The following is a 20,937-nucleotide window of genomic DNA, read 5'->3' on the forward strand; positions in this document are numbered from 1 at the left end:
CGGGCAATACGTTGAGTCAGGTACCAATCGGTTGTCTTAACCGACCTGAAAATTTGCACCTGTCCCCGGACAGGTGTTTTTTTTTGCCCTGATGCCCGTCATCTTTCGTGCCGCAGATGCGTTGGCTGTCCTTACTCACCCCGGTCACTTACTGATGTAAGCTCCCGGGGACTCGCTCGGTTGCCGCCTTTCTGCAACACGAAATCTTTAGGGCATCGCGCTACGTCATCTTTCGTGCAGCAGATGCCTTTTCTGCGCAGTTACAGGCATAAAAAAGCCGGGCATTGCCCGGCTTTCGTGTCTTTTTGCAGATGCAGATTAAGAATTATTTTTCAGCGTCAGCAGTAAACCATCACGGCGCATGGTGGCCGCTTCTTCCGGCTTGTGCTGACGATCCAGCGTATCGGCCAGCCAGGCGTAGTCGAAAGCATCCGGGCGCTGCTGCAGCGCCGCACGGAAGGACTCGGCAGCCTGTTCCCATTCACCGTGCTGCATCAACAGTTGACCCAGCGTACTGTGCAACAGCGGTGTTGCGCCATGCTGCTTGATCTGCTGACGAAGCGCTTTCTCGAGTTGCTCCGGGTTACCGGTTTTCAGCCGTGGCATCAACAATACCAGGCGCTCATCGTACTGACGCTTCAGGCCATCCAACACGATTTGCTGTGCGATGTCGTGGTCATTACAAACGATAAGATGGTCCGCCATTGCCACCTGTAAAGCGGGGTCATGACGCGTTTTGCGGCTCTGGTTCTGCCACCAACGCTTCAGACCATCACTGCCCTGATCGGCCATGGCCTGGCTCATCAGGCCCAGCCATGCCTGCTGTTGCAAATCGAGGCGATGTGCTTCATCACCCAACTGAATCTTCTCCATGGCAGGGAGAATATCCAGCAATGCACCCCAGGCATGGGTACGCAGATAAGCCTGCTCAGCCAGACGCAGGACTTCAGGGTGGCGTGGCGCAATCTCCAGCAGACGATCAATACCGTGGCGTGCGGCGTGATCTTCATTACGTGCCAGTTGGATACGTACACGCGTGATCTCTACCGGCAGCGGGTCACCGTTATTTAATTCGGTAGCACGTTCCAGATGCTGATTGGCACGTATCTCGTCACCGCGTTGTTGTGCAGCTTCGGCGGCCAGCAGATAGTTAACCATCGGTTGTTCAGCATGGTCGGCATTACGTGACAGCAGTTTTTCAACCTGCTGGTAATCACCCTCCGCCAGTTTGATCAACGCAGCATTGGTATGTTTATGTGCACTGCGGCGTTTGCGGCCGCTAAACCAGCCACGGGTGCGTGCCCCCGTACGGAAGAGACGGCGGAGCAGCCATTCGATAGCCAAAATCACTATCAGCGTCAGGATCAGCATGATCACCAGTGCAGTCACACTGGTTTTAATATCCCAGTTGTCGGTCTGGATCAGTACAAAGCCCTGATGACCCGCAATCACGGGACCCAGCACAATACCGGCGATTAGCAGCAGGAACAGCAGAAGTACTTTCAACATCATTATTCTCCCTGCTGCTGAGATGAAGCGGATGGTGCGGCTGGCTGTGCCAGCAGATTACGCACGCGTGTCTCCATCAATTTATCCAGCAGTGGCTGACTTTGCAGAGCTTCCGGAACATCCATTGATACGCTCTGCTGGCTCAGCTCATCCAACTGGCTAAGGAAGGCTTTTGTATTCGGATCGTTGCTGTCAAACCAGGCACGTGTCCAGGCGGAAACCGTGTCGATAGACTGTTTGAAGATTTCATCTTGATGACGCGGTACTGCCTGAGCCGCAATGAGCAGGCGTGAACGGATATTTTCACGTAAATAAATATCCTGATCCGGGGCCATCAGTGGCTCTGCGGTTGCGTCACGACGACGGATGGTGATGAAATCGTCCATAAAGTTATGCCAGCTCTTGACCAGATTCTGACGCCATTCACGCAGCGAAGAGGAAAGCTCATTGCTGTCGGCATCCATTGGCTCATTATCACTGTCATTATCGGCGATGCGCAGATTATCAACATCGTTAGATAATTGGTTTAATTTGAGGATCACGCCATCGTAGTCGACCTGGCTGAGAGCGGACAGGGTACTGATGTCATGCGTGAGCGCGCGGCGGGCATCGATCAGGCTCGGATCGTTCATGTCGGCCAGGCTGGCATCCGCACTTTTCAGCAGCGCTGCTGCGGTGGTGACGTCTTGATCGCTCCACAGCTTACGTCCGGCCATTTTGACCAGGTAATCAGCCTGCGCCAGCATCCATGTCTGGGCATCGCTGCCTGAGATGGTGGCGACTTTTTGTTTCAGCTCATCCAACTGTTGGCTGGTGGCTGCCTGCTGCTGACGGGCGGTATCCAGTGCGCTGGTTTGCGTTGCCAACTGCTGTTCCAGTGACTTTTTGTCACTGAGCGCTGACTGTTGCAGGTCGGATAGCTGTAAGGCAAGCGCCTGACTGGCGGCGGCCTGCTGCTGTATTTGATGGTTTCCATACAGAGAGAGACCCGCACCCACAGCCAGTGCAATCGCGATGGCGACAGCACCCAGCACCACACCGCTGTTTTTCACTTTACGTGGTGATTGTGATTCAGATGTTGAGTTATCAACCGCTGGGGTAGTCTCTTCAACCATGGCGGAGGAATCTTTGTGTTCCGTCATAATGGCTCATCCCATATTTAAGTGTGTTTTATACCTTAGCATTGACGTTTCATTGCTCGCGCAATATCCGTACGACCTTTTAAAGGTATAGCGCGCGCAATAGCGCGTCATTATCGGCACCCCCGGCGACACAAATGTTCGCCCAGCCCAGTTCCCGGGCCAGAGTAGCCAAACGTTCACTGACGACAACCAGCCGGCAGTGCAGGAGCCATTCATCCCGATCAACATCGGGGAACAGCTGGTAAAGCTGTTGCAGCATTTCACCACTGGTCACGACCAGGGTATCAATGCCGCAATTACGCCAGCGTCGGCCTTCTTCCGCTCCGTGATAAGGCTTTTCACAACGCTGGTAGCACTCAATGAACTCTACCTGAGCGCCACGGGCAAGCAAAGTTTCTGCCAGTAATTCCCGACCACCGTTGCCGCGCAGAATAAGGGCGCGTTTGCCGACAACCGCTTGCAGGGCCGGAAGCTGGATCAGTACTTCGCTGATTTCCTGCTCGTGAGGCCAGACAACGTTATGGCCACTGACCGCATGCAGTGCCAGCGCTGTCGTGCGGCCTATAGCATAATAGTTCAGGTTGGCAGGCCATGTAGTTCCAGTAGCAGAGAGTGCGGGCTGGGCATAATGGATAGCGTGTTGTGACAAGATAAAGACCAGATCGCCTGCCGCCAGCGATCGAAGTCGCCCGGGCAGGGTATCCAGCTGGGTTCCCGGCGTAAACTCAATCAACGGGAATGCCCAGGCCACCTGACCACGCGTGCGCAGACGGCTGACCAGCTCGTCGGCGGCCGGTGATGGGCGGGTGACCAGAATCGTCATGCCGGGGGATTTCCCTGGTAGACCTCAGCGAGGATGTCGCGCGCGCCGTTATCCAGCAGTTCCTCCGCCAGCGAAATACCCATTTTTTCTGCATCTGTACGTGGGCCGCGACGTTCACCGCGAACCATCAGGCTTCCGTCTGGCGCACCGACCAGCCCCCGTAGCCAGAGTTGATCGCCTTCCAGCAGCGCATAGCTGCCGATGGGCACCTGGCAACCCCCTTCCAGTCGGGTATTCATCGCACGCTCTGCACGAACCCGGCAGGCGGTGTCGTCGTGATTCAGCGCAGACAATAGCCCAATAACCCAGACATCATCGAGGCGGCATTCAATGCCCACCGCGCCCTGACCCACCGCCGGAAGAGATTCTTCAGCCGGCATGATCTGACGAATGCGATCGCCAAGGCCCAGACGTTTCAGCCCAGCCACGGCAAGGATAATGGCATCATATTCACCAGCATCCAGCTTGCCCAGGCGCGTGCCAACATTCCCGCGCAGCGAACGGATAATCAGATCCGGGCGACGTGCACTGATCTGACACTGGCGGCGCAGGCTGGACGTGCCGACAATCGCGCCCTGCGGTAAGTCATCGACAGACGCATAATGATGAGAAACAAAGGCATCATGCGGGTCTTCACGCTCGCAGATCGTGGTTAATCCCAGACCCGGCGGAAAATCGACCGGCACGTCTTTCATCGAATGCACGGCGATGTCGGCACGATCGGACAGCATGGCCTGTTCCAGTTCTTTAACGAACAGGCCTTTACCGCCGACTTTCGCCAGAGGAGTATCGAGGATCACATCCCCGCGTGTAACCATAGGCACCAGCTCAACGCGCAGGCCTGGATGGGCGGCGATTAAACGTTGCTGAACATACTCTGCCTGCCATAGCGCGAGTGGACTTTGTCGGGTGGCAATTCTTAAAATTTTGTCTAACATGCTTGATACCGTTTTGATCGTTCACTGATTATCCTATCATTGAACCGGGAATGCTGTCAGTTAAACGGCGGTACACGGAGGTATTGCATCAGGTTGGTCGCAAAATGTGCTAAACTGTTAAGTAGCGCAACTTTCTTTACGGTCAATCTGCCAAGTGTTAGATTGATCACGTTTCCAGCAATAATCTGCACGACTATTTTTAAAGCAAGCGGCAGATTTCGGAAACCGAACTTTTATATACCCTTGTTAGTCCAATAAGGGTATAGGCACTGGGATAATCAGGCGAGACGTCTTGTACCTCTACATTGAGACACTGAAACAGAGACTGGATGCCATTAACCAGCTGCGCGTTGATCGTGCGCTGGCGGCCATGGGGCCTGCGTTCCAACAGGTTTACAGTCTGCTGCCGACCTTATTACATTATCATCATCCGCTGATGCCGGGTTACTTCGAAGGTAACGTTCCACATGGCATCAGCTTTTACACGCCTGATGAAAGTCAAAAGTTCTATCTGGATGATTTAGAAGGAAAATCCGGATCTGCCGCGGCGATCCCTCCCGAGGGTGAAATGCCGATCACCGGCGTCTACTCGATGGGCAGTACCTCATCCGTCGGTCAAAATGATACCTCCGATCTCGATATCTGGGTCTGCCATCAGTCATGGCTGGACAATGACGAGCGCCTGAGCTTGCAGAAAAAATGCACCCAGCTGCAAAAGTGGTGTGCGGCCATGGGCGTTGAGGTGAGTTTCTTCCTTATTGATGAAAACCGTTTCCGGCACAACGAAAGCGGCAGCCTCGGTGGTGAAGACTGCGGCTCTACTCAGCATATCCTGTTGCTGGATGAGTTCTATCGCACGGCGGTGCGCATGGCGGGTAAACGTATTCTGTGGAATATGGTGCCACGCGAAGAAGAAGAACATTACGACGACTATGTTATGTCGTTGTATCAACAGGGCGTGTTAACCCCTAACGAATGGCTGGACCTCGGTGGTCTGGGTACGCTGTCGGCCGAAGAGTATTTCGGTGCCAGCCTGTGGCAGTTGTATAAAAGCATCGATTCGCCCTACAAGGCGGTGCTCAAAACGCTGCTGCTGGAGGCCTATTCCTGGGAATACCCTGCCACGCGTCTGCTGGCGATGGATATTAAACAACGCCTGCACGACGGTGAAATTGTCTCTTATGGGCTCGACCCCTACTGCATGATGCTGGAGCGGGTGACTCACTACCTCACCAGTATTGACGATCATGCTCGCCTTGACCTGGTGCGGCGTTGCTTCTATCTCAAAGTCTGTGAAAAACTGTCGATTTCAGCAGAAGACACGGGCTGGCGCCGCGAAATTCTTGGCCAGCTGGTTAAAGAGTGGGGCTGGGATAATGCCCGCCTGGCGATGCTCGACAGCCGTGCCGACTGGAAAATAAGCCAGGTTCGAGAAGCCCATAATGAATTACTGGATGCGATGATGCAGAGCTATCGCAACCTGATTCGTTTTGCGCGCCGTAACAACTTAAGCGTCAGCGCCAGCCCGCAGGATATTGGCGTGCTGACGCGTAAGCTGTACGCGGCCTTTGAAGCTCTGCCAGGGAAAGTCACTCTGCTTAATCCGCAGATTTCCCCTGACCTGTCAGAATCACACCTGACCTTTATTCATGTGCCAAACGGCCGCGCTAACCGTGCAGGCTGGTATCTGTATAACCAGTCACCAGACATGAGTTCGATTATCAGCCATCAGCCGCTGGAATATAATCGCTACCTTAACAAGCTGGTGGCATGGGCATGGTTTAACGGCCTGCTGACCAGCAAAACGCGGCTGCATATTAAAGGCAACGAGATCTGCGATCTGGCCCGTTTGCAGGAACTGGTGTCCGATGTTTCGCATCACTTCCCGTTGCGTCTGCCTTCGCCTACGCCGAAAGCCCTTTACAGCCCGTGCGAGATCCGTCATCTGGCGATTATCGTCAATCTTGAATATGACCCGACGGCAGCATTCCGCAATCAGGTGGTGCATTTCGACTTCCGTAAGCTGGATGTGTTCAGTTTTGGTCAGCAGCAGCAGTGCCTGGTTGGCAGTGTCGATCTGCTGTACCGCAACTCGTGGAATGAAGTGCGTACGCTGCATTTCAACGGCGAGCAGGCAATGATTGAAGCGTTGAAAACCATTCTGGGCAAAATGCACCAGGACGCCTCACCGCCAGATTCTGTGGAAGTCTTCTGCTATAGCCAGCACTTGCGCGGATTGATTCGTACCCGTGTGCAGCAGTTGGTGTCTGAATGCATTGAACTGCGCCTTTCCAGCACTCGTCAGGAGCCAGGCCGATTCAAAGCCGTACGTGTAGCGGGACAGACATGGGGACTGTTCTTTGAGCGCCTCAGTGTTTCGGTACAAAAGCTGGAAAATGCGGTCGAATTCTACGGTGCCATTTCCAATAATAAACTGCACGGCCTGTCGCTTAAGGTGGAAACGGATCAGGTACGCCTGCCTGCCGTGGTGAATGGCTATGCCAGTGAAGGCATCATTCAGTTCTTCTTTGAAGATACCCTGGACGATCACGGCTTCAATATCTATATCCTTGACGAAACAAACCGCGTTGAGGTGTATCACCATTGCGAAGGCAGTAAAGAGGAGCTGGTGCGTGATGTCAGCCGCTTCTACTCGTCCTCACACGATCGATTCACCTATGGTTCCAGTTTCATCAACTTCAACTTGCCGCAGTTCTATCAGATTGTGAAGGTGGAAGAGCGCTTCCAGGTGATCCCGTTTCGCAGTCAGACTCTGACGCAGCTCTGTGCTGCCGTACCGAATGATAGCGCCAGCTAAGAGAACGCACGACGCTATCAGATGCACTAAGATGCGATAGATTTTTATGCTGCCGATCCCCTTTGCGATGATTGAGTCCCCGTAGTATCGTTGATCATTTTTCACTCTACGCCGCCACCTCCCCCTGCATATTATTTCGTAATGCTATGATTTGTCGCGCTTTATTTTATTTACACCTATCAAGATGCTTGATTTAAGCATCTTATGTTTGTCATCTATCAACTTGTTATTAATTGATTTATTTTATTACACGATACATTATTTGTCATAATTGTTAATATGCGATATTAATAGTCGCTATTCTGTTTTTTTAAATTTTCGCGATGTTTTTCATCGTATATATAATTAGATTGTTCATTTATTTGTTTTTATGTGGCAGGGTTTGTCATAATGCATCCATCAATTTTTACATGTAAACTACATCTCATCCTATTAACAAGTGATAGGCGCTTTGCCTGTAATTTATATTACAGGCAAGGTGCTTTACACCTTGGGGGGATGGTCATCATGAAGGTGACTTAGTTAAATATATTATGGATGAATATCATGAAACTCAGCAATATTGCACTTGCAATGGCAATGACTCTTTCTTTCGCCGGTGCTGCACACGCTGCTACTAAAACTGATTCAGTTTCTAAGAAAATTACTCTGACTGCACAGATTAACGATGGCATGTTTGTATCCAAGCCAGATGGTTCTTCTTGGTATAACACCGAAGAGCTGGAACCAACTGATTACAAACAGAAGCAATTCTCTAAAGTGCTGCCTATTCGTGTGTGGACTAAGAATGCTGACTTTAATATTTCCCTGGCTCAGGACCTGAAATTGGCCGGCCCTAATTATGAAATGTTGAACCCAGTGGTAACTCTTGGCTCTGCTCAGGGTGATCTGGCATTAAAATATGGCACGGCACAGAAAGTGACCCAAACCGTACAGACTGCTGATGGCTATGACGCTATTTACAACCTGACCGTCACTGTTGATGCACCTGCTACTCCTGCTGATGGCAAACCAAGCCTGAATGGTAGCTACAGCGGTGATCTGGTTATGCTTTTTGAGCCATCAACGGGTTCGTAAGAGTCAGCGATAGCTTAGTTTAACCCCGGTTAGACCGGGGTTTTTTTTGCATTGACTACCTGGTAGAGGAATATGGATATGACTCACCGAAAAAAAAACAGCTTACCTTATAAAGGGTGGGTCTTTGTTTTTTTTGCAATGAACTCCCCGGGTTCGTTCGCCCAGATGAAGATCTCTTATAATGTACCTGCTGGGTTTAGTGCTTCAGATTTAGAGGATGATGCGCGTTATTTAGCAACATTTAACGGCAATACATTGCCGGACTTTATTATTATTTCCCGACAGGACGGTAAATTAACATTTAACCAACGAAAATATCTCAGTAATGGCGTGGGGGTTGAAGATATTGCTACGCTGAAAAAAATACTTGAGAGTTTTGACTACCAAAAATGTCATAACGGCTGTGATTTAACGCTGGAAGGTTATCGCGTCTCTGTTGATAAAGTTAAACGCACCATAACCATTCGTGATGCAAACAGTGATTATATTGTGCCGGCCACAAATTTTGGTCTGGTTCATAATCAGTCGGTTGACCTGCGCGCCTCTTCTGAGAGTTATCGCGCAATGAACATTAACGGCAATGCCTGGCTTGGGCTGCCCTCTCAGTCCTATGGTTTTCTTAGTTGGTATGCCAGCCGTACAGAAAGAGAGAATCAGAGCGCTGATACGCAGGGTGTTTCATCCTGGTATATGCAGAAAAATTTCGCTGACATCTATGTTCGAACGGGTAAACAAAACAGCGTTGATTACTCATCCGGTTCGATCAGTACGCTGCTGACCAGCGGTTTTAACCAGTTTTTCACCGTGGGAAGTCAAGCTCACCTGTTAAGTAACCCGAACAAAGGGTCGCTGGTGCTGTATGCCACCTCGGAAGGTAACTACGAGTTTTATCGTAACGGCCGTATGTTGCTTAAGCGCCCGGCAGTCCTGGGGCGAAATGAGATCGATTTTTCCGATCTACCTGGTGGTTATTACCCACTGGAGATCAGACTGGTTGACCATAATGGCCGGCTGATAAAAAAAGAAGAGCGAGAAGTCAATAACGTTAACTTTGGCAGCGGGCGGAATGCCTGGAGCCTGACCGCTGGCCGCGAAGCACAGACCAATCTGTCGATGTTGCAGGCATCCTGGAGCCAGGATATGCGCTGGTTCTTTGTGAATACCTCCATGATACAAGGTGATAAAGGCAAATGGGCGGCAGAGCTGAATCTTACGCGCTCCATTGTAACGGGACTGTTCCAGGTGATCCCAACGTTAGGGTTGTTGAGCGGTGAAAAGAAAACCGGGGGTTACGTCAGCATGAGTGCCACCAGCGAGAAACTTGGCACGCTGTCCTTAAGCCGTTACCAGAATAACCAGGTATCCCATTTTTATGCCGGGTCCAGTAGTACCAGCCTTTCTTACAGCTATCTGTTGAAAGGTGCGATGTTAAGTTACAGCTACAGGCGCTATTCGAATAGCGAACAGCAGCAGGCCGAAGTGCGCTGGAACTATCGTCCGAACGGACTGTGGGCCAACTTTGCCCTAGGCATACAGAAGGGCGGTTACCAGCAGTCATCGGGGAATTATGGTGTTTACCTGAATACCAGTTGGACGCTGAACAACTCACAGGCCAGCTTCAGTGCAGCTCGCTCTGGCGGACAAACGCAGTTGAGTGGCGATTACCGTAAAACCTTCGACGATGATTTCGGCGAAACCACTGCGGGCACCACTGTCAACCGCATTGGTAATGACACCAACGTTAATCTCTATGCCAGTCGTTCCGGTACCCGTGGTGATGCTTCACTTAACGTCGGGCATGACAAAAGCAGTACCAATGGTGATTTCAACTATCGCGGCATGATCGCGGCGAACGCTCAGGGCATTGCTCTGGGGCGCTACAGCTATAGCGGCGCGGCCATGATGCTGGAGACACCAAAAATTGACGCGCTGGATTATGGCTTTCGCGTTGAAGGTGCCCCCGTTGCCGGCGGGCATCGCTATGCCATTCCGCTGAAACAGTATACCGATATCCCGTATGCACAGGTCATGACCCGCAGCAACGATATGGATATGAACATTGAAATCCCGGCCAACATTGTGCGTTCACACCCAGGACAGGTCTATAACGCCAAAGCAACGGTCGATATCAACCTGCTGTACAACGGCTTTATGAAAACCGTACAGGGGCTTCCCGTCAGCGGCGTCATTTCTGAAACCGGGGATAACGTTTATCAAAACGGTCTGTTCTCTATTGCCAGTAAAGGCGTACTGCAACAGGTGACGGTCGATGGTAAGCAGGGGAGTTTCCGCTGCGACTTAACCAAACCCAGAGGCAATGATTACCCCTGTGTGCCGCTGCGGCCTTAAATTTTAATGAGTGAGAATATTTATGCCTAAAAAATTATTGCTGACCATGCTGGCGATACCCGCGATGGTCGGCGGGTTACTGTTTTCAGCCCCCGCGGCACTCGCCGACGGAGAACTGATGGTTCTCCCGGTCAGTACGCGTCTGTTTAACGCCCATCCGCAGATGATCAAAGTACGTAATGTCGGCGATGCTCCGCTCTATCTCTCCGTCAGTCTGGAGAAAGTGATGAATCCTGGCATGTATCCTGAGAAGAAAATCATGATGCGCGATATGCCTCATCCGGGCGTGCTGGCAACGCCAGAAAAGCTGACCCTGGGGCCTAATCAGAGCCGCGATATTCGCCTGACATCGCTGGAAGAGCCCACGCAGGAAGGCGTATACCGCCTGTATATCACTCCGGTACATTCGCTCCAGGTGAAAGATGCGCCACAGGATAAAATCACCGCACCCATGAGTGTCGCCATTGGATATGGCGTGCTGGTGCGCCATATGCCTGTGCCACGAAATCAGAAAAGCAGCTGGACACATCGCTGCGAAGGCAAACAAATCATCCTGACCAACAGTGGAAATATCCGGGTCCGCTTGTCGGATATGAAATTCACCCCAGTGAATAAGAAAAACCCGGCCACTGTTGGTCTTTTCCCAGGCGTACCGCAGTCGTTTACCGCCAGTCAGATTGTCATGAATGTTGACGATGAGCCGACAACCCTGAGCTGCCCGTAATGCGTTTGCTGATGAGCGTACTACTCGGTCTATGCCTGTTGAACAATACGTCGCAGGCAGCGGGTGTGCTGCGCATTTCACTCAGCGAGATGACCCTGGGCGGCCCAGATCGTGTGGGAAAACTGATGGTGAAAAACACGGGTGATTCTCCGCTGTATCTTGATATCACCCAGGAGCAGGTGCAAACGCCGCTGACAGACCCGGAAGTGCGTGTCCCTGTGGGCGACGTTGCCGCTCCCTCGCTGTTGATTAGTCCGATGCGTCTGGCGCTGGGGCCCCAGCAAGAGCGGGAAATCAATGTGAAAGAACTCCGTAAGCCTGCACAGCGAAAAATTTGGCGCGTGACTCTTCGTCCGCGTGAAAATATCAGCGTACAGGGGGTGACGACGGAGAATACCCTGGTGCCTTTGGCGGTCAGTATCGGTTATGGGGTGGTGATTTATCAACTGGGTGCTTCAGTGGGTAACAAATAACGCAGAGGAAACGTAATGATATCAAAAATGAAGATAGCGCCACTGCTGCTTTGTTTGTTGCCGGGCCTGAGCCTGGGGGCAGACATAGAGCTCAAAGGCAAATTTACCAGTAAAATTAGCGCTCATGTGAACAAAGAGAATAATCTGTTTGTTACCGATGAAAAAGGGACTTGGTACGATCAGGGTCTACAGCTTGAGCAGCTTGGGGCGTTTGACACGCCTTATTCGGTTGCAGCGCCGCTGCGAATTACGTCCAGTAGTGGAACCTTCCAGGCCAGTCTGGCGCTGCCGCTGACGTTACAAAACAAAAATAAGCCTGAACTGTTGTTCCGTAATATAAAAGTCGTCATGGGGGCGATGGATTCGCCGGTGCAGGAGCTGACGGCAGCGACTAAAGTGACCTTTTCCAATCCCCCGCCGATAAACGGTGAAGATACCATAGGGCACTATCTGATCAATATTTCAGGTTACCCGCCTGCCGGAGACTTTAAGTCCGTGGGGGGAACTTACAGCGGCGTGCTGTCATTACTCTTTGAGCCAGTGGTGGAATAATGTTTAGATCGGTATTAGCAACGATGATATTACTCTTCGGTTTTCCTGCCTGTGCAGTGATTGATTTGGTGCCAAAAATGATTGACGTTGACGGGGACGATATTGCCAATATGACCCTCGTCAACAAAAGTGACCATATGGAATACGTCACCGTCACCCTTTCAAAACTGATCAACCCTGGTGTGCCGTATGACAAAGAAATACTTGAGCCGGTGGGGATGGCGCGCAACCCGCAGCTCTATGCCTATCCGTTCAAACTGTCCCTTGCACGCGGTCAGTCAAAAAAAATTAATCTCAAGCCGCTGGCCGCCGTTACGCAGGAAACCGTTTACCGACTGGATGTAAAGCCGTCCACTGAAATATCCGGCAACGGGATAGCAAACCTTGCTGCTGGCGTGGCGGTTAACCTGAGTTTTAGTGCGTTGGTACGCCAACTGCCAGAAAAGAAGATCAGCACCCTGAGCGCCGTATGCCGCGCGAATACCATTACGCTGACGGCGACGGGCACAACGCGTTATCAGGCAAAAAACATTAAAATTGATAGCCGTAAAGTGGATGATTTTAATGTCTATCCCGGTACACCACAGATGATATCCGGTGAAAAGATAGATATTGGTGGGAAATATTGGTGCAATCGTCAATAAGGATAACAGGAATGCATATTATTATTTCAGGTGTGTTGGTGATTTTAATTCATTGTTTTTTTGTTACCCCGGCTTATTCCACAAATATTGTTAAAGCAGACGTTGCTAAATGGTACTCTAGCTGCTCATTGACAAAAAACCGATACGGTACTTTTGCAAGGGTCAATATTTCATTTAACGCCGTAGAAGGAATAATTGGAAGTACTAAGTTGAGGTCGCGTGCAATTCTGTTCTACACGTATTCGAAGGATGGTCTTCCAGCCAGGTCGGTCCCATCAAGCGTTAGAATAGATCTTTCAGATGCGAATCCTACTACCATGATGAAGGAAAATGGCTATGTGCGAATATTTATTATGCCTACCTGGGGAGTTCCGATACTTTATCCATGGGGTGAGGCGGGGGCATTTATCGGAGAGGTATTAGTCTATTTGTATAATAGTGATATAGAAAACTGGGCAGGGGTTTCCATCAGTGCGGGTATTGATACTCTCGATACTCATTATAACGATAATAAGACTGCCTATATTACCTTTGGCAGCGAAGGAACTTGCCGCACTATTGCCGACCCTGAAAACCCACCCGAACCCGATGTATCAATGACGGCAACGGCACCCGATTGGGACCTGGGTGAAATAAAAAGCGGCGAGCAGATAATTCCCTTTAGCAGCAGTCAAAGCCAGTTTTGTCTGGAGTATGATCAAGCCTATGCGACCGGTAAGAAATTTGTCATTAATGCCAGCAGTCAGAACGGCGCAGTGAATAATCAGTATCAGCTTATAGGCCTGCAAGATAATACGCAGATTATTCCCTACCAGCTGACGCTTGACAGTGGTAGCGATAAAGTTGACCTCCCTAACGGGTCATTAACCACACTGCCACTGCTGCCTGGTGGGAAAACCTGTTTTCTACCCACGTTCCGTACCTTCGCGCCGAAGGGCATTAAAAAGGGTGACTACAGTGATGTGCTGACCTTTAATATTGCGACAAAGGCCTGATGGCACAGGCACTGATGTAAGCAGAAATTAGTATCAGTTACTGTTTAATCAATGAATCAGAACCCCCTCAGTCAGTGGTATAGATAGAAAAAATGCGAATAAGGAATAAGCAATGAAAAGGATTGTAGGGGGGTTTTGGAGGATGTTACTTCTGAGTCTGTTGATAAATCCTGCTTTTGGTGGGGTTACTCTCGTAACCACAGATGTTGCATATGGATACCGTGATTGCCAGATGGTTGATAATGGTAATGGAACCAGTACGGTCAAGGCCGTGGTGAAATTTAAGACCTCTTCCGGAAGAACAAATAATTTACAATTTTTGGGCCGAGGTGTGTTGTTTTATAATTATTCAAGTTCTGGTGTTCTTGTTAGTGTTCGTCCAAATTCAGCTTTCATGGACGGCCTGAAATTAGGAAATTACAGCGGAGATGATTACATTGTTCTATATAATGTCGGATTAAAAGGAATGCCCTTTGATGCCGAGTTCAAAATAATATTCAACAATAGTATTGTTGAATCCTGGCCCGGGGTGGTTATCCGGGCAGCAAATGTAACTGTTGGTTTTACTGATGTGGCTGATATTACCGGTGGGGTTTATATCAGCCGCAACAGTGTAACTTGTCAAACCATATCCGACCCGACTCACCCTCCTGCTCGTGATATCATACTGACGGTTACTGCGCCTGACTGGGATCTCGGTGAAATAAAAAGCGGCGAGCAGGTTATTCCTTTGAGCGCCAGCAGCGAAAAGCTCTGCATGCGGTATAATGGCGGTGGGGCGGCCCGTAGGCTGTTTATTGTTACTGCCAGCAGCAAGAACGGCACGGTAAATAATAAGTATCAGCTGAAAAACATACAGGATAATAGTCAGAGTATTCCTTACCAGCTGACGCTGGATAGCGGAACGAGTAAAGTTGATCTGCCCAACAACTCTTTTTCCACGCTGCAGTTACTCGAAGACAGGACATCCTGTTTTCTACCCACGTTCCGCACCTTCGCGCCGGAGGGGATTAAAAATGGCGACTACAGCGATGTGCTGACCTTTAATGTTGTCACTAAAGCGTGACAGATAAAGAGAGACCGCCTGTGGCCGTGGGCGGTGTTTCGCTGGCATCCTTTCTCTGGCCGTCTGTTCCCTCTTTTACTGCTGTGCCCCTGATGCTTCTGATGGTGAATACGGCAACAGGGATTGCGCTTTTCCTGTTGCTTTTCGAACTTCACCTGCGATGATAGACGGCAAAAGGTATCTTTAACGAGCAGAACAAGAATGAAGAAAATACGATTCCCGCTGGCTCTGGTACTGGCTGCGGTCAGCCTCACGGGATGTGGCCTGAAAGGCCCGCTCTATTTCCCCAAAGATGAGACTGCTAAACCGCAGGTCCAGCAGGCTACCCCAACGACGCCATCCGCCACGTCAGAGCAGACGCCTGCCACGACCCGCGGACAGAGTGTGCAACCGGCTCAGTAAACTATGACGCACCCGGCGGAGCAGAAAATGCAGTTTTCAAAAATGCACGGCCTAGGCAACGACTTTATGGTGGTTGATGCCGTCACGCAGAATGTCTATTTCTCACCTGAGTTGATCCGCCGTCTGGCCGATCGTCATCTGGGGATCGGCTTCGATCAGCTACTGATCGTTGAGCCGCCTTACGATCCTGATCTGGATTTTCATTACCGCATCTTTAACGCCGACGGTAGCGAAGTGGCACAGTGCGGCAACGGCGCACGCTGTTTTGCCCGCTTTGTCCGCCTGAAAGGGCTGACCAATAAAAATGATATCCGCGTCAGCACCCAAACCGGCCGCATGGTGTTAAGCGTCAACCAGGATGAACTGGTGTGCGTGAACATGGGCGAACCCAATTTCGAACCGCAGCAGGTGCCTTTCCGTGCCAACAAAGCGGAAAATATCTACCTGATGCGCGCTGCTGAGCAAACTGTGATGTGTGGTGTGGTGTCGATGGGTAATCCACACTGCGTCTTACAGGTTGAGAGTGTAAAAACCGCCACGGTGGAAATACTGGGGCCGGTGCTGGAAAGCCACGAACGTTTTCCTGAGCGGGTCAACGTTGGTTTTATGGAAGTGGTCAGCCGCGAACATATCCGTCTGCGCGTGTATGAACGCGGTGCGGGTGAAACCCAGGCCTGTGGCAGCGGTGCATGCGCCGCCGTCGCGATCGGGATACAGCAGACGTTGCTGGCGGAAAAAGTGCGGGTTGACCTGCCTGGCGGCACGCTCAATATCGCATGGAAAGGTCCGGGGCATCCCCTGTATATGACCGGTCCTGCCACTCACGTATATGACGGGTTTATTCATTTATGAAAAATGTCGGGGAACAACAGGACGCTGGCGAAATCTTACTAGACGATCGTACGGTCAGTGAGTTCCTGATGCAAAATCCAGACTTCTTTATCCGCAATGCCCGCCAGGTTGAACAGATGATCGTGCCGCATCCGATCCGCGGCACCGTCTCGCTGGTGGAGTGGCAGCTGGCGCGTCAGCGCAATCATATTCACCAGCTGGAAGAAGACATTACGCTGTTGATGGAGCAGGCCAGCGCAAATCAGCAGCTGTTTGATCGGCTGTTCGCCCTGCAGGGGCGTCTCGCCTCGGCCACCAGTCTGCATGACATGCTTAACCGCCTCCATCGCTGGGCGCGTGAATTTGGCCTTGCGGGGGCAAATATTCGGCTGTTCGCTGAGAAATGGCGCATCGGTGCCCCTTCCGACTTTACGCAGCTGGCGCTGCCGCGTCAGGCATTTGAATCTGTGCGCATTCAGCGTTTGGGTAAACAGAATCACTATCTTGGCAGTCTTAATGGCCCGGAGTTACTGTTACTGTTGCCACAGGCAAAAGCCATTGGTTCGGTCGCGATGTCGCTGCTGGGTGAAGAGGGTGACCTCGGCGTACTGATCTTCAGCAGCCGCGACAATCAGCATTACCAGTCGGGCATGGGTACGGTGTTGTTACAGCATCTGTCGCTGATGTTGCCCCAGCTGCTGTCACGCTGGATAGAACGCGCGTGAATAGCGAGTCGCCCCTGCTGCCAGCCGTAGAGGGCTTCCTGCGTTATCTGAAAGTGGAGCGTCAGCTCAGTCCTCTCACTCAGGAGAGCTATCAGCGCCAGCTCAGTGCTGTCATAGCCCTGCTGGATGAACTGAACGTGAGTGACTGGCCACGGCTGGATGCTGCCCTGGTGCGCTCACTGGCGGCCCGCAGCAGTCGCAGCGGGCTGAAGCCCGCGAGCCTGGCGCTGAGGCTTTCCGCATTACGTAGCTTCCTCGACTGGCTGATCAGCCAGGGCGTCATCAACGCTAACCCGGCGAAAGGCGTTGCCACGCCGCGCGCTGCACGGCATCTTCCCAAAAATATTGATGTCGATGAAGTCGACAAGCTGCTGGACATTGACCTCAATGACCCGCTGGCCGTTCGCGATCGCGCGATGCTGGAGGTGATGTACGGTGCCGGCTTGCGTTTGTCCGAACTGGTGGGTATTGACCTGAGTCATCTTGACCTCGCTTCCGGTGAAGTGTGGGTGATCGGTAAAGGCAGCAAAGAGCGCCGTCTGCCGATTGGCCGGACCGCCGTCCATTGGGTTGAGCACTGGATGGTGATGCGTGAGCTGTTTGCACCAGAGGACACTGCGTTATTCCTGTCGAAGCAGGGCAAGCGCATTTCAGCGCGTAACGTACAAAAGCGTTTTGCTGAGTGGGGCGTTAAACAGGGGCTGTCCAGCCATGTTCATCCGCATAAACTACGTCATTCATTTGCAACGCATATGCTGGAATCCAGTGGTGATTTGCGTGCCGTGCAGGAGCTGCTCGGGCATGCCAATCTGACCACTACGCAAATCTATACCCATCTCGACTTTCAACACCTGGCGTCGGTTTACGATGCTGCCCATCCCCGTGCGAAACGAGGAAAATCCTGATGCACTTTTACCGGCCTTTACGCCCTGTTGCGGCAATGACCTTCGATCTTGATGACACGCTGTATGACAACCACCCGGTGATCCTGCGTACTACGCGGGAATCTCACAGCGCGCTACAGGCGTATCATCCCGCGTTGAAGGACTACAGCGTGGCGCAGTATCAACAGGTGCGTGACCGCCTGCTGGCTGCCGAGCCTGAAATTTATCATGATGTCAGCGAGTGGCGTCGCCGCGCAGTCGAGCAGGTGATGCTGGATGTGGGGCTGCCGTCAACGCAGGCGCTGAGAGGTTCGCATGACGTCATGGCTGTCTTTGCCCGCTGGCGCAGCGAGATTGAGATGCCTGAAGAGACGCACGCCACGCTGGCGGCTCTGGCTCAGCGCATACCGCTGGTGGCGATCACCAATGGTAATGCGGAACCCCACCTTTGTGGCCTGGATAAGTACTTCCAGTTTACCCTGCGTGCCGGGCCGGATGGCCGCGCTAAACCTTTCCATGATATGTATCAGCTGGCGGCAGAGCGGTTAAATCTGTCTGCTGAAAATATCCTGCATGTGGGTGACGATCTCACCACGGATGTCGCCGGGGCTATCCGTTACGGCATGCAGTCATGCTGGATTAACCTGCGTGAAGGCAACCTGATGCATATTAACGACACCCGCCTGCTTCCCACGCTGGAAATTTCCCGGTTGGCATCGCTGACCGCGCTGATATAATAAGCTGGTTAAATATCCAGTGGGCGGCCTGATGCTGCCCCCGATCCCCGACGGTGCCTATGGACGTTTCTGAACTGCTCGACAGCTTGAATGACAAACAACGCGAAGCCGTTGCCGCGCCGCGCAGCAACCTGCTGGTGCTGGCGGGTGCGGGCAGTGGTAAAACCCGCGTGCTGGTGCATCGCATTGCCTGGCTGATGGCAGTGGAAAACTGCTCCCCCTATTCGATTATGGCGGTGACCTTCACCAACAAAGCGGCGGCCGAGATGCGCCACCGTATCGAACAGCTCATCGGTACCAGCCAGGGCGGTATGTGGATCGGGACGTTCCACGGGCTGGCGCACCGTCTGCTGCGCGCGCACCATCTCGATGCCAACCTGCCGCAGGACTTCCAAATCCTCGACAGTGAAGATCAGCTGCGTCTGCTGAAGCGCCTGATCAAAGCGATGAATCTGGATGAGAAGCAGTGGCCTGCCCGTCAGGGGATGTGGTACATCAACGGCAAAAAAGACGAAGGGCTGCGTCCGAAACATATCGAAAGTTACGGTAACCCGATTGAACAGACCTGGCTGCGTATTTACCAGGCCTATCAGGAAGCCTGCGATCGCGCCGGTCTGGTGGACTTTGCCGAGCTGCTGCTGCGTGCTCATGAGCTGTGGCTGAACAAACCGCATATCCTCAATCACTACCGCGAACGGTTTACCAATATCCTGGTGGACGAATTCCAGGATACCAACAATATCCAGTATGCGTGGATCCGTATGCTGGCGGGTGACACCGGTAAAGTGATCATCGTGGGGGATGACGATCAGTCTATCTATGGCTGGCGTGGTGCGCAGGTGGAAAACATCCAGCGCTTCCTCAAAGATTTCCCCGGTGCGGAAACCATCCGTCTTGAGCAAAACTACCGCTCGACCAACAATATTCTGAAAGCAGCGAACACCCTGATTGCTAATAACAGTGGCCGCCTGGGTAAAGAGCTGTGGACCGAAGACAGCGATGGCGAGCAAATTGCGGTTTACTGTGCCTTCAATGAACTCGATGAAGCGCGCTTTGTGGTCAACCGCATTAAGGTGTGGATGGAGAATGGCGGCGCGCTGAATGACTGCGCGATCCTCTATCGTAGTAACGCCCAGTCGCGCGTGCTGGAAGAAGCCCTGTTGCAAACCAGTATGCCGTACCGGATCTATGGCGGTATGCGCTTCTTCGAGCGCCAGGAAATCAAGGATGCGCTGGCCTATCTGCGTTTGATCTCCAACCGTAATGACGATGCCGCCTTTGAGCGCGTGATCAACACGCCGACCCGAGGCATAGGCGACCGGACGCTGGATGTCATCCGCCAGACGTCACGTGAACGTCAGCTCACGCTGTGGCAAACCACGCGCGTGCTGTTGCAGGAAAAAGCGCTGGCCGGGCGTGCCGCATCAGCCTTACAGCGCTTTACCGAGCTGGTCGATTCACTGGCGCAGGAAACCGCTGAGATGCCGCTGCATGTGCAGACGGACCGGGTGATCAAAGATTCCGGTTTGTGGCTGATGTATGAGCAGGAAAAAGGCGAGAAGGGCCAGGCACGTATCGAAAACCTTGAGGAGCTGGTTAATGCCACACGACAGTACAGCTATCAGGATGAAGACCAGGACCTGATGCCGCTGCAGGCGTTTCTCTCCCATGCCGCTCTTGAGGCCGGTGAAGGGCAGGCCGACAAGTGGCAGGATGCCGTGCAGTTAATGACCCTGCACTCCGCCAAAGGGCTGGAGTTTATGCAGGTGTTTATTGTCGGCATGGAAGAGGGCATGTTCCCCAGCCAGATGTCGCTGGATGAAGGTGGCCGCCTGGAAGAAGAACGTCGCCTGGCCTACGTTGGTGTGACGCGTGCGATGCAGAAACTGACCCTGACCTATGCCGAAACCCGACGGCTTTATGGTAAGGAAGTGTATCACCGCCCATCGCGCTTTATCGGAGAGTTGCCTGAAGAGTGCGTGGAGGAGGTTCGTCTGCGTGCCAGCGTCAGCCGCCCTGCCAACCATCAGCGCATGGGGACGCCGATCGCGAAAAATGACAGTGGTTTCGCCCTCGGCCAGCGGGTGCATCATGCCAAGTTTGGCGAAGGGACTATCGTTAATCTGGAAGGCAGTGGCGAGCATAGCCGACTCCAGGTGGCGTTCCAGGGACAGGGCATTAAGTGGCTGGTGGCTGCTTATGCCAAACTGGAAGCGATGTGACGCCCAGAAGGGCGCATGGCCCCGCT

Annotated in this window: 19 protein-coding genes; 15 read left to right on the plus strand and 4 right to left on the minus strand. The window is 52.3% G+C overall.

All coding sequences use genetic code 11. The features are described from left to right. Positions 1–318: 318 nt before the first annotated feature. The 4 genes from hemY to hemC form a co-directional block, all read right to left on the minus strand. Entirely contained in the window at positions 319–1,509 is a 1,191-nt protein-coding gene (gene hemY, locus WH277_RS06990) for a protoheme IX biogenesis protein HemY (RefSeq protein WP_339505123.1), read from the minus strand. A gap of 2 nt (positions 1,510–1,511) precedes the next feature. Beyond that, positions 1,512–2,651, minus strand: coding sequence for a uroporphyrinogen-III C-methyltransferase (gene hemX / locus WH277_RS06995; RefSeq protein WP_133846858.1), 1,140 nt, complete (start codon positions 2,649–2,651; stop codon positions 1,512–1,514). A 79-nt stretch (positions 2,652–2,730) separates the two neighbouring features. Further along, positions 2,731–3,474, minus strand: coding sequence for a uroporphyrinogen-III synthase (gene hemD / locus WH277_RS07000; RefSeq protein ID WP_133846857.1), 744 nt, complete (start codon positions 3,472–3,474; stop codon positions 2,731–2,733). Next, entirely contained in the window at positions 3,471–4,412 is a 942-nt protein-coding gene (gene hemC / locus WH277_RS07005; RefSeq protein ID WP_133846856.1) for a hydroxymethylbilane synthase, read from the minus strand. The genes hemD and hemC overlap by 4 nt, the downstream gene beginning before the upstream one ends. Before the next feature lie 292 nt (positions 4,413–4,704). Here hemC and WH277_RS07010 point away from each other — a divergent pair, with 292 nt between their 5' ends. From WH277_RS07010 to uvrD, 15 genes are all read left to right on the plus strand, one after another. Beyond that, positions 4,705–7,230, plus strand: a complete 2,526-nt coding sequence (locus tag WH277_RS07010; RefSeq protein WP_339505089.1) for a class I adenylate cyclase — start codon at positions 4,705–4,707, stop codon at positions 7,228–7,230. A 546-nt stretch (positions 7,231–7,776) separates the two neighbouring features. Beyond that, entirely contained in the window at positions 7,777–8,307 is a 531-nt protein-coding gene (locus WH277_RS07015; protein WP_208868854.1) for a CS1 type fimbrial major subunit, read from the plus strand. A gap of 165 nt (positions 8,308–8,472) precedes the next feature. After that, the gene (locus tag WH277_RS07020) at positions 8,473–10,656 is read left to right on the plus strand and encodes a TcfC E-set like domain-containing protein (protein WP_339505092.1); all 2,184 of its coding nucleotides are present in this window, start codon (positions 8,473–8,475) and stop codon (positions 10,654–10,656) included. Between the two features lie 22 nt (positions 10,657–10,678). Continuing rightward, positions 10,679–11,380 carry a pilus assembly protein gene (locus WH277_RS07025; RefSeq protein WP_202879951.1) on the plus strand — a complete coding sequence of 234 codons (702 nt, stop codon included), beginning with the start codon at positions 10,679–10,681 and terminating at the stop codon, positions 11,378–11,380. A gap of 11 nt (positions 11,381–11,391) precedes the next feature. Next, the gene (locus WH277_RS07030) at positions 11,392–11,853 is read left to right on the plus strand and encodes a hypothetical protein (protein WP_339505096.1); all 462 of its coding nucleotides are present in this window, start codon (positions 11,392–11,394) and stop codon (positions 11,851–11,853) included. Positions 11,854–11,880: 27 nt separating this feature from the next. Further along, positions 11,881–12,405 carry a hypothetical protein gene (locus tag WH277_RS07035; RefSeq protein WP_159338538.1) on the plus strand — a complete coding sequence of 175 codons (525 nt, stop codon included), beginning with the start codon at positions 11,881–11,883 and terminating at the stop codon, positions 12,403–12,405. Positions 12,406–12,482: 77 nt separating this feature from the next. Beyond that, positions 12,483–13,049: a hypothetical protein gene (locus WH277_RS07040; RefSeq protein ID WP_339505097.1), complete on the plus strand. Its 567-nt coding sequence runs from the start codon at positions 12,483–12,485 to the stop codon at positions 13,047–13,049. Between the two features lie 11 nt (positions 13,050–13,060). Further along, complete coding sequence (locus WH277_RS07045; protein WP_339505099.1) at positions 13,061–14,044, plus strand: hypothetical protein; 984 nt, start codon at positions 13,061–13,063, stop codon at positions 14,042–14,044. A 112-nt stretch (positions 14,045–14,156) separates the two neighbouring features. Beyond that, positions 14,157–15,110 (plus strand): hypothetical protein, encoded by a 954-nt coding sequence (locus WH277_RS07050; RefSeq protein WP_159338541.1) that lies wholly within the window; start codon positions 14,157–14,159, stop codon positions 15,108–15,110. A 201-nt stretch (positions 15,111–15,311) separates the two neighbouring features. Next, positions 15,312–15,512 (plus strand): LPS translocon maturation chaperone LptM, encoded by a 201-nt coding sequence (lptM, locus tag WH277_RS07055; protein WP_133846847.1) that lies wholly within the window; start codon positions 15,312–15,314, stop codon positions 15,510–15,512. A gap of 27 nt (positions 15,513–15,539) precedes the next feature. Further along, entirely contained in the window at positions 15,540–16,364 is an 825-nt protein-coding gene (gene dapF, locus WH277_RS07060; RefSeq protein WP_133846846.1) for a diaminopimelate epimerase, read from the plus strand. Beyond that, positions 16,361–17,068, plus strand: a complete 708-nt coding sequence (locus WH277_RS07065; protein WP_133846845.1) for a DUF484 domain-containing protein — start codon at positions 16,361–16,363, stop codon at positions 17,066–17,068. The genes dapF and WH277_RS07065 overlap by 4 nt, the downstream gene beginning before the upstream one ends. Next, a complete protein-coding gene (xerC, locus tag WH277_RS07070) occupies positions 17,065–17,973 on the plus strand; it encodes a tyrosine recombinase XerC (RefSeq protein WP_133846844.1) in 909 nt (302 codons plus the stop codon). Before WH277_RS07065 ends, xerC begins: the two co-directional genes overlap by 4 nt. Then, positions 17,973–18,689 (plus strand): 5-amino-6-(5-phospho-D-ribitylamino)uracil phosphatase YigB, encoded by a 717-nt coding sequence (gene yigB, locus WH277_RS07075; RefSeq protein ID WP_167864782.1) that lies wholly within the window; start codon positions 17,973–17,975, stop codon positions 18,687–18,689. The genes xerC and yigB overlap by 1 nt, the downstream gene beginning before the upstream one ends. Before the next feature lie 59 nt (positions 18,690–18,748). Beyond that, positions 18,749–20,911, plus strand: a complete 2,163-nt coding sequence (gene uvrD, locus WH277_RS07080; RefSeq protein WP_171149787.1) for a DNA helicase II — start codon at positions 18,749–18,751, stop codon at positions 20,909–20,911. Positions 20,912–20,937 lie beyond the last annotated feature (26 nt).

The organism is Erwinia sp. MYb416 (assembly GCF_037479575.1).
In the GTDB taxonomy this organism is placed as follows: Bacteria; Pseudomonadota; Gammaproteobacteria; order Enterobacterales; family Enterobacteriaceae; genus Erwinia; species Erwinia rhapontici.

What these genes read in the sequence shown, in the direction of transcription:
- WH277_RS07030 (WP_339505096.1), top strand. Translation starts at nt 11,392, where the DNA reads ATGAGCGTACTACTCGGTCTATGCCTGTTGAACAATACGTCGCAGGCA.
- WH277_RS07020 (WP_339505092.1), top strand. Translation starts at nt 8,473, where the DNA reads ATGAAGATCTCTTATAATGTACCTGCTGGGTTTAGTGCTTCAGATTTA.
- hemX (WP_133846858.1), bottom strand. Translation starts at nt 2,651, where the DNA reads ATGACGGAACACAAAGATTCCTCCGCCATGGTTGAAGAGACTACCCCA.
- hemD (WP_133846857.1), bottom strand. Translation starts at nt 3,474, where the DNA reads ATGACGATTCTGGTCACCCGCCCATCACCGGCCGCCGACGAGCTGGTC.
- WH277_RS07065 (WP_133846845.1), top strand. Translation starts at nt 16,361, where the DNA reads ATGAAAAATGTCGGGGAACAACAGGACGCTGGCGAAATCTTACTAGAC.
- hemY (WP_339505123.1), bottom strand. Translation starts at nt 1,509, where the DNA reads ATGTTGAAAGTACTTCTGCTGTTCCTGCTGCTAATCGCCGGTATTGTG.
- WH277_RS07035 (WP_159338538.1), top strand. Translation starts at nt 11,881, where the DNA reads ATGAAGATAGCGCCACTGCTGCTTTGTTTGTTGCCGGGCCTGAGCCTG.
- lptM (WP_133846847.1), top strand. Translation starts at nt 15,312, where the DNA reads ATGAAGAAAATACGATTCCCGCTGGCTCTGGTACTGGCTGCGGTCAGC.
- WH277_RS07025 (WP_202879951.1), top strand. Translation starts at nt 10,679, where the DNA reads ATGCCTAAAAAATTATTGCTGACCATGCTGGCGATACCCGCGATGGTC.
- uvrD (WP_171149787.1), top strand. Translation starts at nt 18,749, where the DNA reads ATGGACGTTTCTGAACTGCTCGACAGCTTGAATGACAAACAACGCGAA.
- WH277_RS07045 (WP_339505099.1), top strand. Translation starts at nt 13,061, where the DNA reads ATGCATATTATTATTTCAGGTGTGTTGGTGATTTTAATTCATTGTTTT.
- yigB (WP_167864782.1), top strand. Translation starts at nt 17,973, where the DNA reads ATGCACTTTTACCGGCCTTTACGCCCTGTTGCGGCAATGACCTTCGAT.
- WH277_RS07050 (WP_159338541.1), top strand. Translation starts at nt 14,157, where the DNA reads ATGAAAAGGATTGTAGGGGGGTTTTGGAGGATGTTACTTCTGAGTCTG.
- dapF (WP_133846846.1), top strand. Translation starts at nt 15,540, where the DNA reads ATGCAGTTTTCAAAAATGCACGGCCTAGGCAACGACTTTATGGTGGTT.
- WH277_RS07040 (WP_339505097.1), top strand. Translation starts at nt 12,483, where the DNA reads ATGATTGACGTTGACGGGGACGATATTGCCAATATGACCCTCGTCAAC.
- hemC (WP_133846856.1), bottom strand. Translation starts at nt 4,412, where the DNA reads ATGTTAGACAAAATTTTAAGAATTGCCACCCGACAAAGTCCACTCGCG.
- WH277_RS07015 (WP_208868854.1), top strand. Translation starts at nt 7,777, where the DNA reads ATGAAACTCAGCAATATTGCACTTGCAATGGCAATGACTCTTTCTTTC.